This window comes from Streptomyces sp. DT2A-34 (assembly GCF_030499515.1).
Lineage (GTDB): Bacteria > Actinomycetota > Actinomycetes > Streptomycetales > Streptomycetaceae > Streptomyces.
The window spans coordinates 3,528,454-3,541,626 of record NZ_JASTWJ010000001.1 but is presented as its reverse complement, the minus strand read 5'-3'; the positions used below and the strand labels follow the sequence as shown (position 1 = coordinate 3,541,626).

The window sequence follows — 13,173 nt, the reverse complement described above, 5'->3', positions numbered from 1 at the left end:
ACTGTGAGCGGGCCCGCGCCCGACGCCGACGGTCCGCGCGTCTACGCCCCGGCCGCGACGCCCACCCCCATCACCTCCCGCGCATGGCGGCCCGGCACCATGCCGAGCCGCCAGGCCTGCCACCCCTCCTCCAGGTTCACCCCGCGCTCCAGCAGGAGCAGATACGCCTCGACGTAGTCGCCGAGCTTGCCGTCCCGCAGCGCATGCCCGTCGCGCCCCAGCTGGGCCAGCTCCTCCTGCGCCACGGCCGTCCCGACCTCGACACCCCCCGGCGCCGCGTACGGCAGCAGCGTGCAACGCAGGAAGCGGGCCCAGTCCTCGCCCCTGCGGTCGCCGTACGACACGAACAGACCGACCGCGTCGTCGCACAGGGTCAGCGCCTGCTGCGTACGGGCGTTCCCGGCGTCCACCACCGCCAGCTCCAGGCACGTCCACGCCTCGCCGTGTGCCACGCCGATGCGCTGGAAGTCGGCGCGGGCGTCGACCAGAAGCTGGCGCGCGAAACCGGAGTTGCGCAGGGAGCCCGTCTGGGCCGCCCGCTGGTCCCGTGTCACCCGCGCCGAGTGGTGCCGGGCGCACGCCAGGCCGTACACGTCCCGCATACGGGAGAACATCGTGCGCGAACGTTCCAGCTCCCGTACCGCGAGGTCCAGGTTGCCCGTCTCCTCCAGGGCCTGGCCCAGGTAGTAGACGGACCACGCCTCGCCGCGCGCGTCCTCGTTGTCGCGGTGGTGCGAGGCCGCCTGGCGCAGGCCGTCCACCGCCGCGGACGGGTCGCGGTCGCCGGCGACCAGGCGGGCGCGGGCGAGCTGGGTCATCGCCCAGGCCTCGCCGCGGGCGTCGCGGGTGCGGCCGTACAGGTCCAGGGCCGTCCGCAGCTCCGACTCCGCGCGCGGTACGTCGCCCATGCGCAGGCCCAGTTGGCCGAGCTGGAAGTGGGCCCAGGCCTCGCCGTGGATCGACTCGCCTTCGCGGTGCAGGGCGAGGGAGCCGGTCAGGAGGTCCAGGGACTCGGAGACGCGGCCGCGATCCCGTTGCACCGCCGCGAGCGCGTGCATCGTCCAGGCGCGGTCCGTCGCCAGGGCGGGGACCGACTGCAGGTCCAGGGCCTCGCGGAGCTTGGCCGCCGCCTCGGTCAGGTTGCCCTGGTGGTGGAGGGTGATGCCGAGGGAGCACAGGGCCCGGGCCGCGCCCGCGTCGTGGTGGGCCTCCATGTAGAGGTCGACCACCGAGGTCAGGGTCGTGCGGGCCTTGTCGAGTTCGCCGAGCTGGCGGGCCGCGATGCCCGTACGCCACTGCACCGAGCGCACCAGCAGGCCCTGGTCCACGGCCTGCGCCAGTTCGTTGATCTCGCCCAGCCGGTAGAGGTCGCCGCGCAGCAGGCAGTAGTCGCACAGCGCGCCCAGCAGGTTCAGGACCGCCGCCTGGTTCACGTCCTCCGCGTGCCGCAGCGCCGCCGTGATGAAGCTCGACTCGTCGTCCAGCCAGCGCAGCGCGTCGTCCAGCGAGGTGAAGCCGTGCGGGCTGAAGCGGTCCGAGCGGGTCGACATGTTGCCGTCGACCAGGCGCAGGACGGAGTCGGCGAGGTCGGCGTAGTTCACGATCAGCCGCTCCTGCGCCGCCGTACGCTCCGACGGCTCCTCCTCGTCGAGGAGGCGGGCGTGGGCGAAGGCGCGGACCAGGTCGTGCAGGCGGTAGCGGTTGCCGCGGACGTGGTCGATCAGGCCCGACTCGGACAGGGCCACCAGGTGGCGGGTCGCCTCCGCCTCGTCCGTCGCCAGCAGCGCCGCCGCCGCTGCCGCGCCCAGCGAGGCCCGGCCCGCCAGCGCGAGCCGGCGCAGCAGGCGTCTCGCCGACTCCGACTGGTCGGTGTAGCGCAGCCACAGCACCCGCTCGATCGGCTCCACCGGGCCGTACGCCCCCAGGTCCGTCGCCAGCGTGCGCGGTGAACGCGGCCCCAGCGCCGAGCCCGCGATGCGCAGCGCCAGCGGCAGCCCGCCGCACAACTCCCGTATCCGGTCGGCCGATTCGGCGTCGTAGGGACTCGACGAATCCTGCGCCGCCGCGCTCAGCAGCTCCTCCGCGCCGGCCGCGTCCAGCGACTCCACCGGCAGGTGGTGCACCCGGGCGGCGAGATCCGCGGGCAGGTCGAGGGGCTCGCGTGCGGTGACCAGGACCAGGCTGTCGCAGCGCTCGGGAACGAGGGTGCGGACCTGCTGCGGGTCCGAGGCGTCGTCCAGTACGACGGTGACCGGGAGGCCCGTGAGGTGCTGGTGGTAGAGCTCGCTCAGCCGCTTGACCTGCTGCTCCGCCGAGGACCGCTCGCGGAACAGCAGCTGCTCGCGCGGGGCGCCCAGACGGTTCAGCAGATGCAGCAGCGCGTCCCTGGTGGGCAGCGGTGGCTCCTCCGGGGTGTCGCCACGCAGGTCCACCACGCACGCGCCGCGGAACTGGTCCTTCAGGTCGTGGGCCGCGCGGACCGCCAATGCCGTACGACCACTGCCGGGCGCCCCGTGCAGGACCACGACCGTCGGCTTCGTCTCCGTACTGGCCCGCGCCGCCTGCACCCACTGCCGGATGCGGGCCATCTCCTGCCTGCGGCCCGCGAACGGGCCCGTCGGCTCGGGGAGTTGACCGAACGACTGCTCCAACAGGTTCCGCCCCCGGGCCGCCGCGCTCTTGTCCGCGCCCTTCAGCCGCGGCCCCGTCTTCTTCGGACCGGTGGACGCGCTCAGCACCCGCTGCTGGTCGAGGAAGGGACGGATGCCCCGTACCTCCAGCGCCGTCAGCCACTGCAGCCGCAGCTGTTCCGGCCCGCCGGGCTGGCCCACGGCGCCCGCGCGATGATGCGCGGCCGGCAGATGCGTGCCGGCCACCTTCACGACCGTCGCCGCCGCGCCCACGACACCGACGGTCACGCCCGCGCCCACCGCGGTGCCCGTGCCCGTGCCGAGCGCCAGGTCGGTGACGGCGGCCGCGAGCGCCGCGACGCCCGCCACCATCAGCGGCGTACCGCCGCCCTCCCGCGCGAACCGCTGCCCGAACGTCAGCCGGCCGGCCTCCGCCTCGTCCAGCGCGCGCGTATACGCCTCGTACTCCTCGGCCGCCGACTGCGCCATGGCGTCCAGCGCCCCGCGCGCCCGTGACAGCAGCACCTGCCCGTCGACCCGCCCGCCCGAGCGCCGCACTTCCTCCTCCACGGCCCGGACCAACAGCCGCTCGGCCTCCGTCCGATGGCTGTCCCGCATAGTCACGTCCCCCTCCGGCGGCAACGGCGTTCTTGGTCAAGTGTGCTGCGGATGGGGCACGGGGGCGAGAGGGCGGGCGGGGGCCGGCCGTCTGCATGTCCTGAGGCTTCGCTTGTCCGGCGCATGGAGAACGAAGATTCCTGCGTCGAGCGCGTGACCTTGAGCATGGGTTCTGGCAACAGTGCTCACCCCTGCTCAGTCTCCAGGGACGGTCCATCCTGCCGCAGCCAGGGCTGAAGGAGATCGAGTCGTACGGCTTCGAGACCGTCGAGGGAAGCGGTAGCACGTAAGACGGTCTTTCCCGAACGGTGGGCGGGGCCTTGGCGGGCCTCGTCCGCGCATGAGGCCCGCGTCCTGTTGCCCGGTGCCGCGCACCGTGAGCGAGGATGGACCCATGCCGAACCGACTGGCGCACGAGACGTCCCCGTACCTCCTTCAGCACGCTGACAACCCCGTCGACTGGTGGCCCTGGGTCGGCGAGGCCTTCGAGGAGGCGCGGAAACGGAACGTGCCCGTGCTGCTCAGCGTCGGGTACAGCAGCTGTCACTGGTGTCACGTGATGGCCCACGAGTCCTTCGAGGACCAGGAGACCGCCGACTACCTCAACGCCCACTTCGTCAGCGTCAAGGTCGACCGCGAGGAACGCCCCGACGTGGACGCCGTCTACATGGAGGCCGTCCAGGCGGCCACCGGCCAGGGCGGCTGGCCCATGACCGTCTTCCTCACGCCCGACGCCGAGCCCTTCTACTTCGGCACCTACTTCCCACCCGCCCCCCGGCACGGCATGCCGTCCTTCCGGCAGGTCCTGGAGGGCGTGCGCAGCGCCTGGGCCGACCGCAGGGACGAGGTCGCCGACGTCGCGGGGAAGATCGTGCGGGATCTCGCCGGGCGGGAGATCTCCTACGGCGGCACCGAGGCACCCGGTGAGGAGGAGCTCGCCCAGGCGCTGCTCGGGCTCACCCGGGAGTACGACCCGCAGCGGGGCGGGTTCGGGGGCGCGCCCAAGTTCCCGCCGTCCATGGTGATCGAGTTCCTGCTGCGGCACCATGCGCGGACGGGCGCCGAGGGCGCGCTGCAGATGGCCCAGGACACCTGCGAGCGGATGGCCCGCGGCGGGATCTACGACCAGCTCGGCGGCGGGTTCGCGCGGTACTCCGTCGACCGTGACTGGGTCGTGCCGCACTTCGAGAAGATGCTGTACGACAACGCCCTGCTGTGCCGCGTGTACGCCCACCTGTGGCGGGCCACAGGGTCCGAGCTCGCCCGCCGCGTAGCCCTGGAGACCGCCGACTTCATGGTGCGCGAACTGCGTACCGACGAGGGCGGGTTCGCCTCCGCGCTCGACGCGGACAGCGACGACGGGACCGGCAAGCACGTCGAGGGCGCGTACTACGTGTGGACGCCGGAGCAGCTGCGCGAGGTGCTCGGCGACGACGACGCCGAGCTCGCCGTTCACTACTTCGGCGTCACCGAGGAAGGCACCTTCGAGCACGGCTCCTCGGTGCTCCAACTCCCGCAGCAGGAGGGCGTGTTCGACGCCGAGAGGGTCGCCTCCGTCAAGGAGCGCCTGCTCGCCTCGCGGGCCGACCGCCCCGCCCCCGGCCGCGACGACAAGATCGTCGCCGCCTGGAACGGCCTCGCGATCGCCGCCCTCGCCGAGACCGGCGCGTACTTCGACCGCCCCGATCTCGTGGACGCCGCCCTCGGCGCCGCCGACCTCCTGGTACGGCTGCACCTCGACGACCACGCCCGCCTCGCCCGCACCAGCAAGGACGGCCAGGTCGGCGCCAACGCGGGCGTACTGGAGGACTACGGCGACGTCGCCGAGGGCTTCCTCGCGCTCGCCTCCGTCACCGGTGAGGGCGTCTGGCTGGACTTCGCCGGGTTCCTGCTCGACCACGTCCTGGCCCGTTTCGTCGACGAGGAGTCCGGTGCCCTCTACGACACCGCCGCCGACGCCGAGCAGCTGATCCGCCGCCCCCAGGACCCCACCGACAACGCCGCCCCCTCCGGGTGGAGCGCGGCGGCCGGCGCCCTGCTGAGCTATGCCGCGCAGACCGGTGCCGAGCCCCACCGCGTCGCCGCCGAGAAGGCGCTGGGTGTCGTCAAGGCCCTCGGCCCGCGTGTCCCCCGCTTCATCGGCTGGGGTCTCGCCGTCGCCGAGGCCGCCCTCGACGGTCCCCGCGAGGTCGCGATCGTCGGGCCGAGCCTCGACGACGAGGCCACAAGGGCCTTGCACCGTACGGCACTCATGGGCACCGCCCCCGGTGCGGTCGTGGCCGTCGGGACTCCGGAGAGTGACGAACTCCCGCTCCTCGCCGACCGTCCCCTCGTCGGCGGTGAACCGGCCGCGTATGTCTGCCGTAACTTCACCTGTGACGCCCCGACGACCGATCCTGAACGGCTGCGCACGGCACTGACGAGCTGAAGGCGAGCCGAAACGGAAGCGGAGAGCGCCGTTTCGGCTGCCCAAATTGGGCGTATGTTCGGATAGATCGCGCTTTCCACCGCACGATTCCGAAACAAGCTATTTATCGGAACAGCCCTCACGCTTCACAGTTCCCCCCTAATCTCTCCACAGTGATCGCAACGGCTGGAACTCGCCGTTCGCGACAGGGGGCATTGGGGATCTGGGGGGATCTGTTGCTGACGTCTGTCTTCATAGCCGTCGTCTCGCTGGGCTTGTTCTGGATGGCGGCTTTCACCTTGTGGTGGCAGATGCACGCGTGGCGTACGCCCGAGGTGCTCGCCTCCACCCGGTTCAGCAGACCGGACGGCGGCGAGCACGTGTCGTTCTCGCTGCTGTTGCCGGCCCGGCACGAACAGGCCGTGCTGGACCACACCATCCAGCGGCTGCTGGAGTCCACACACACCGACTTCGAGATCATCGTCATCGTCGGGCACGACGACCCGGAGACCACGGAGGTCGCCGAGCGGGCCGCCGCTCGCGACCCACGGGTCCGGGTCGTCGTCGACACCCACGAGAAGAAGAACAAGCCGAAGGCCATGAACACGGCGCTGCCGCACTGTCGCGGCGACGTCGTCGGGGTCTTCGACGCCGAGGACCAGGTCCACCCGGAGCTCCTCGCCCATGTCGACCACGCGTTCCGGACGACGAAGGCGGACGTGGTCCAGGGCGGCGTCCAGCTGATCAACTTCCACTCCAGCTGGTACAGCCTGCGCAACTGCCTGGAGTACTTCTTCTGGTTCCGGTCGCGACTGCACCTGCACGCGCAGAAGGGGTTCATCCCGCTCGGCGGCAACACCGTCTTCGTACGGACGGACGTGCTCAGGGAAGCCGACGGCTGGGACCCGAACTGCCTCGCGGAGGACTGCGACCTGGGCGTCCGGCTCTCCAGCGTCGGCAAGAAGGTCGTCGTCGCCTACGACTCCGACATGGTGACCAAGGAGGAGACGCCCGGCAGCCTGATGTCGCTGCTCAAGCAGCGCACCCGCTGGAACCAGGGCTTCCTGCAGGTCTACCGGAAGAAGGACTGGAAGCAACTGCCCACCTTCGGGCAGCGGTTGCTGGCCCGGTACACGCTCATGACGCCGTTCATGCAGGCCTTCACCGGGCTCATCATCCCGCTCAACATCGCGATCGCGGTGTTCCTCGACGTGTCCGTGACCATCGCCTTCATCACCTTCCTGCCGGCCGTCACCGCGCTCGTCACCTTCGTCTTCGAGGTCGTCGGACTGCACGACTTCGGCAAGCAGTACGGGCTGCGCGTCCGCTTCGTCCACTACCTGAAGCTCATCGTGGGCGGCCCCTTCTACCAGGTGCTCCTCGCCGGGGCCGCCGTCCGCGCCGTATGGCGCGAGCAGCGCGGCCGGAACGACTGGGAGTTGACCACCCACGTCGGCGCGCATCTCGCCACCGCCGAAGTGACCCGTGACCTCCGAGAGGACGTCCCTGCGTGACCTCCACCCTTCCCGCGGTGACCACTGCGAAGGTCCCCGCGCAGCGGCAGCCTGCGCCTGAAACGCGTCCGATCAGTCGAACGACCCCGCCGCAACGGTTGCGTTCGTCCCGGCCCGACCTCGTCCTGTGCGGCGTACTCCTCGTCGCGATCCTCCTCGTGCAGGGCTGGAACATCGCCGACTACCCCACCCTCAGCGACGACGAGGGCACCTACCTCGCCCAGGCCTGGGCGGTCCAGGAGGGCCGGGGCCTCGCCCACTACACCTACTGGTACGACCATCCGCCCCTCGGCTGGATCCAGATAGCCCTGCTGACCTGGATACCGGCCGCGCTCAACCCCGAGTCGATGACCGTCGGCACCATGCGCGCCGCGATGCTCGTCATCAGCGCGGTCAGCGCGGTCCTGGTGTACGTGCTCGGGCGGCGCCTGTCCCTGCCGCGCTGGGCGGCCGGGCTCGGCATGGTCCTGTTCGGGCTGTCACCCCTGTCGGTCGTACTCCAGCGGGAGATCTTCCTCGACAACCTCGCGGTGATGTGGACGCTCCTCGCGTTCGCTCTCGCCGCCTCCCCGAGCCGCCACCTCTGGCACCACTTCGGCGCCGGGATCGCGGCCGCGACGGCCGTGCTGACCAAGGAGACGATGCTCTTCGTCCTCCCGGCGGTCTTCGTCACCATGTGGCGGCACAGCCACCGCGACACCCGCAAGTTCGCCCTCACCGGCGCCGTCACGGCCTGCGCGTTGATCGGCCTCTCGTACCCCCTGTTCGCCCTGCTGAAGGGCGAGCTGTTCCCGGGCAGCGGGCACGTCTCACTCTGGGACGGCATCAAGTACCAGATGACCAGACCCGGTTCGGGCTTCATCCTCGACCAGGGCTCCGGCTCCTACGGCGTCCTGCAGTCCTGGCTCTACTACGACCGCGTCCTCATCTTCGGCGGCCTCGCGGGCGGCCTGCTGCTCCTGGCCACCTGGCGCTGGTCGGTCACGGCTCGGTCGCTGGCCGGACCGTCGTTCGCGGTGGTGATCCTCGCCCTGGTGGCCATGCGCCCCAGCGGCTACCTGCCCGCCATGTACGTCATCCAGGCGCTGCCCTTCCTCGCACTCGTCCTCGCCGGAGGAACGGCCTCCGTCGCCCACGCCGTCCTGCGGCGATGGCGGTCCGAGGCCGAGACGCGGTACGTCACGGGCGGGCGGTACGCCCTCGCGGCCGTGCTCGCGATCGCCGCCGGCGCCTATGTCGTACCCCGCTGGTACGACGGCGACCGCACCGCCGTCACCGCCGACGCCAACGCGCCCTACCAGGCCGCCTCGAAGTGGCTGGCGACGGAGGTGGAGGACCCCGAGGACACCCGGGTCCTCGTCGACGACGCGCTGTGGCTGGACCTGGTGCACGCCGGGTACCGGCCCGGGCTCGGCGCCATCTGGTTCTACAAGGCCGACCTCGACCCGGCCGTGACGAAGACGATGCCGCGCGGCTGGAAGGACCTCGACTACGTCGTCGCCTCGCCGACGGTACGGCGGGACGCGGTCGACCTGCCCAACGTCAAGGCGGCGATGGAGCACTCGACGGCGGTCGCCGTGTTCGGCCGCGGCGAGGACCGCATCGAGATCCGGCAGATCCAGGCAGCCTCGGGAGGCGTTCGATGAGCCAGGATTACACCGCCCCCGAGGAGCTGGGCGATCCGATCGTGGAGGCCGCCGAGGTGGCCGAGGTGGCCGAGCCGGGCGCCGTCACCATCGTCGTACCGACCTTCAACGAGTCCGCGAACGTACGGCAGTTGCTGCACCGGATCACCGAATCGGTGCCGTCCCGGCTGCCCTGCGAGGTCGTCTTCGTGGACGACTCCACCGACGACACCCCGCAGGTCATCAAGGAGGCCGCGCAGGACTGCCCGTTCCCCGTCACCGTCATCCACCGCGACGAACCCGTCGGCGGGCTCGGCGGGGCGGTCGTCGAGGGGATGAAGGCGGCCGGGTCGGACTGGATCGTCGTCATGGACGGCGACTGCCAGCATCCGCCCTCCCTGGTCCCGGAGTTGGTGGCCACCGGCGAGCGCGCGAACGCCGGGCTCGTCGTCGCCTCCCGGTACGTCAAGGGCGGCAGCCGGGCCGGGCTCGCCGGCAGCTACCGCGTGGCCGTGTCACGTGGAGCGACCTGGCTGACCAAGTCCCTCTTCCCGCGCCGGCTGCACGGCATCAGCGACCCGATGAGCGGCTTCTTCGCCATCCGCCGCAGCGACATCACCGCGGAGGCGCTGAAGCCCCTCGGCTACAAGATCCTGCTGGAGCTGGCTGTGCGGAGCCGCCCGCGCGCGGTCACCGAAGTGCCGTTCGTCTTCCAGGAGCGGTTCGCGGGCGAGTCCAAGTCCACGGCGGCGGAGGGGCGCCGCTTCCTGCGGCACCTCGCGGGGCTGCGCACGGCGGATCCGCTGGCCCGGATGGTCGTGTTCGGGCTGATCGGACTGACGGGCTTCGTGCCGAACCTGACCGCGCTGTGGGCGTTGACGCAGGCGGGGCTGCACTACCTCCCCGCGGAGATCGTCGCCAACCAGTTCGGCGTGGCCTGGAACTTCCTGCTCATCGAGAAGCTGCTGTTCCGCGACCGCCGCCGGCACCGCCACTGGGCCGACCGCACCGCACGGTTCGCGCTGCTCGCCAACGCCGACCTGGTGCTGCGCATCCCGCTGATCGCGCTGCTCGTCGGCCAGTTCGGGCTGGCCGTACTGCCGGCCACCGCGCTGGCCCTGGTCATCACGTTCGTCCTGCGCTTCGCCGGTACCGAGGCGCTGGTCTATCTGCCACGCAGGAGCCGCACAGCAAGGAGTACAGCGTGAGATCCAGCCGTATGAGATCAGGACGGAGAACGGCTCTGCTGGCCGTGATGGGCCTCACCGGGAGCCTGCTCCTCACCTCGCCCCAGCCCGCCTCCGCCGCCAACCTCATCAAGAACCCCGGGTTCGAGACCGCCGGCACCGACGACATGCCCTACTGCTGGAAGAAGTCCGGCTGGGGCGACAACGACTTCACCTTCGAGACGGTGGCCGACGCCCACTCGGGCGGCAAGGCCATGAAGGTCAGCCTGACCCGCCGCGTCGACGGCGACCGCAAGGCGCTGATCACCGAGTCCGCCGCGTGCGCGCCCGTCGTCACCGTGGGCAAGCAGTACGACCTGGGGCTCTGGTACAAGTCGACCACCCCGGACACCTCCATCACCCTGTTCCGGCACGACGTCACGGGGGGCTGGCAGTACTGGACCGACCTCAAGACGCTGGAGATGGCGGCCGGTTGGAGCGAGGCCACGGTCCGTACGCCCGAGGTCCCGGCCGGCACCGACCGGATCGCCTGGGGCGTCTCCGTCTACGGCACCGGCTCCGTCACCACCGACGACTACACGATGGACCAGGTCGCCGACCCGGTCCCGGACCCGGTGTGCACGGGCACGGCGGAGGAGTGCGCGAACGGCCGCTGGGACGTCCTGCCCACGAAGAACCCCGTGCGCTCCATGCACTCCGTCGTCCTGAACAACGGCAAGGTGCTGCTGATCGCGGGCTCCGGCAACGACCCGGAGAAGTTCGCGGCGGGCACGTTCACCAGCGCGGTCTACGACCCGCGCAACGGCACGTACAAGCAGATCCCCACGCCGAAGGACATGTTCTGCGCGGGCCACGTCCAGCTGGACGACGGGCGTGTGCTGGTGATGAGCGGCAACAAGGGCTATCCGTCGGCCGACGGCACGATCGGCTACCAGGGTTACAAGGACTCGTACCTCTTCGACCCGGTCACCGAGACGTACGCCAAGACGAACGACATGAACGACGGCCACTGGTACCCGTCGGCGACGATCCTCGGCAACGGTGACGTGATCTCGTTCGGCGGGCTGAAGGAGGACTCCACCGGCTCGGTGACCGCCGAGCGGTGGTCGGACGCGCAGCAGCGGTGGCTGCCGACGTGGCAGGTCAACCAGACCTGGTCCTTCTGGGGCCTGTACCCGTCGATGATCCTGATGCAGGACGGCCGCCTCTTCTACTCGGGCAGCCATGTCTTCGGCAACAACATCCCGGGCACCGGATCGGCGATCTACGACTACGACGCCAACACGATCACCCAGGTCCCGGGCCTGCAGAACAAGGACGAGCGCGACCAGTCGGCGAGCGTGCTGCTGCCCCCGGCCCAGGACCAGAAGGTCCTCACCATCGGCGGCGGCAACATCGACTCCAACCCGGAGGCCAACCGCCTCACCGACGTCATCGACCTCAAGCAGCCCAACCCGTCCTACGTCGCCGGCCCGCCGCTCCCGCAGGGCACCGTCGACCTCGGAGGCGGCAAGGTCCCGCAGACCGGCAACCAGGGCAAGATGTACGCCTCCGCCGTACTCCTGCCGGACGGCAAGGTCCTGGAGACGGGCGGCGCGCTGCACAACCGGGCCAACCCGGTGTACGAGTCGTCGCTCTACGACCCGGCGACCAACACCTTCGACCCGGTGGCCACGGACCCGGAGGAGCGCGGCTACCACTCCTCCGCCTTCCTGCTGCCCGACGGCCGGGTGATGACGACGGGCGACAACCCGGGCAACGGCACCTGGAACCACGACGTGTCGGTCTACACCCCGCCCTATCTCCTCAAGGGCGAGCGCCCGACGATCACTTCGGTCATCGACACCGAGTGGACGTACGGCGACACCCAGCGGATCACCGTCGACCGTCCCATCGCCAAGGCCGAGCTGATCCGCCCGGCCGCCGTCACCCACTCCTCCGACCCGAACCAGCGGTTCGTGGATCTTCCCCTGTCGGTGGACGGCGACAACGTCGACCTGAACGTGACGAGCAACCCCAACCTGGCCCCGCCCGGCTGGTACATGCTCTTCGCGGTCGACGCGAACGGCGTCCCGTCGGTCGCCAAGTGGGTGCACCTCCAGGGCCCGCAGGCCCTCACCGCCACGGATGCGTCAGCGCACGTCCACGACTTCGCCGACGACCTCAAGGGCAAGGTCACGGGCCCCGGCAAGAAGCGCACCTCGCAGAAGGTCAGCCCGACCGTCTCCGGCTGCGACCGGCACTACGGCTCCGCCAACGTCTGCGTGCCGACGGACTTCCCGCCGACCGTGAAGGCGACGACGAAGTCCCGCTGCGACTGGCTGAAGGCGAACGACTACGGCCGCCTGAAGGTCAACGGCAAGGACGACCCGCTGCGGCTGGACCGGAACAAGGACGGGATCGCCTGCGGGAAGGGTGATGTGACCCGCCGTTAACTCGGGTCGGCGTACTCGGCGAGGGCGCGTTGCACGATGGCCACCAGCTGTTCGTGATGCGCGCCCTTCCAGTACGCCCGCCCGCACCGGGTGCACTGCGCGAAGACGTCGTACGACCGCTGCGTCCCGCCCTCCAGCTGGTCGGCCACCTCTTCCTTGGTGGCCTCCTTGAGCAGTCCGTTGCAGGCGGTGCAGCGGGTCCAGGGACGCAGTTCGGGCCGGAACCGGTCCAGGACATCCTGGAGCTGTTCCTCGGGCCGGGTGCTGTAGACGAAGGCGCCGGCCCACAGCTCACGCCGGCGCAGCAGCCCCCGGTCCCGGCTCAGCATGACCCGCTGCTCGGCGGCCGAGCGGGCGGCGAGGGCCGGGTCGCCGATGTCCGTCGACTCGTACGCCGTGTCCACGCCGAGCAGGCGCAGGCGGCGGGCGAGGGTGCCGAGGTGGACGTCGAGCAGGAAGCGCAGGGGAGCGCCGGGCACCCGCTGGGGACGCTGGACGGGCCGTACGGTCACGGACTCGCCCGCCGCCGGGACGTGCGCCACGGGCACCTCGCGGCCGTCGACGACCAGGGTGCCGACCTCGGTCAGCGGGACGCCGAGGGACTCCACGACATGGCCGAGGGTCGAGACGCCGTCGGTGGTGACGGCGCCCGCGCCGGCACGCCGTCCGTTGGGGAGGAACAGGCGCAGCTCGGGGGCGAGCTCGACGTGGATCTCGGGACCGTTCACCTGGTCAGGATGTCACGGCGCTACGCGCC

The 13,173-nt window shown here is 71.0% G+C and carries 7 protein-coding genes; 5 read left to right on the top strand and 2 right to left on the bottom strand.

What is annotated here, in order from left to right; translation table 11 throughout:
- Positions 1-41 precede the first annotated feature (41 nt).
- Positions 42-3,248: a tetratricopeptide repeat protein gene (locus QQM39_RS15375; protein WP_301997274.1), complete on the bottom strand. Its 3,207-nt coding sequence runs from the start codon at positions 3,246-3,248 to the stop codon at positions 42-44.
- 394 nt (positions 3,249-3,642) lie between these two features.
- Here QQM39_RS15375 and QQM39_RS15370 point away from each other — a divergent pair, with 394 nt between their 5' ends.
- From QQM39_RS15370 to QQM39_RS15350, 5 genes are all read left to right on the top strand, one after another.
- Positions 3,643-5,676 (top strand): thioredoxin domain-containing protein, encoded by a 2,034-nt coding sequence (locus tag QQM39_RS15370; protein WP_301997273.1) that lies wholly within the window; start codon positions 3,643-3,645, stop codon positions 5,674-5,676.
- 215 nt (positions 5,677-5,891) lie between these two features.
- Positions 5,892-7,169 carry a glycosyltransferase gene (locus tag QQM39_RS15365; RefSeq protein WP_301997272.1) on the top strand — a complete coding sequence of 426 codons (1,278 nt, stop codon included), beginning with the start codon at positions 5,892-5,894 and terminating at the stop codon, positions 7,167-7,169.
- Complete coding sequence (locus tag QQM39_RS15360) at positions 7,166-8,815, top strand: glycosyltransferase family 39 protein (RefSeq protein WP_301997271.1); 1,650 nt, start codon at positions 7,166-7,168, stop codon at positions 8,813-8,815. The genes QQM39_RS15365 and QQM39_RS15360 overlap by 4 nt, the downstream gene beginning before the upstream one ends.
- Entirely contained in the window at positions 8,812-10,002 is a 1,191-nt protein-coding gene (locus tag QQM39_RS15355) for a glycosyltransferase family 2 protein (RefSeq protein ID WP_301997270.1), read from the top strand. Before QQM39_RS15360 ends, QQM39_RS15355 begins: the two co-directional genes overlap by 4 nt.
- 11 nt (positions 10,003-10,013) lie before the next feature.
- Positions 10,014-12,416 carry a galactose oxidase early set domain-containing protein gene (locus QQM39_RS15350; protein WP_302003590.1) on the top strand — a complete coding sequence of 801 codons (2,403 nt, stop codon included), beginning with the start codon at positions 10,014-10,016 and terminating at the stop codon, positions 12,414-12,416.
- Here the strand turns inward: QQM39_RS15350 and QQM39_RS15345 are convergent.
- Positions 12,413-13,144 (bottom strand): Mut7-C RNAse domain-containing protein, encoded by a 732-nt coding sequence (locus QQM39_RS15345; RefSeq protein ID WP_301997269.1) that lies wholly within the window; start codon positions 13,142-13,144, stop codon positions 12,413-12,415. The two genes, QQM39_RS15350 and QQM39_RS15345, sit on opposite strands and share 4 nt — an antisense overlap.
- Positions 13,145-13,173: the final 29 nt, after the last annotated feature.

Coding starts and splice junctions, on each gene's coding strand:
- QQM39_RS15375 (WP_301997274.1), bottom strand. CDS start 3,248: ATGCGGGACAGCCATCGGACGGAGGCCGAGCGGCTGTTGGTCCGGGCC.
- QQM39_RS15370 (WP_301997273.1), top strand. CDS start 3,643: ATGCCGAACCGACTGGCGCACGAGACGTCCCCGTACCTCCTTCAGCAC.
- QQM39_RS15355 (WP_301997270.1), top strand. CDS start 8,812: ATGAGCCAGGATTACACCGCCCCCGAGGAGCTGGGCGATCCGATCGTG.
- QQM39_RS15350 (WP_302003590.1), top strand. CDS start 10,014: ATGAGATCAGGACGGAGAACGGCTCTGCTGGCCGTGATGGGCCTCACC.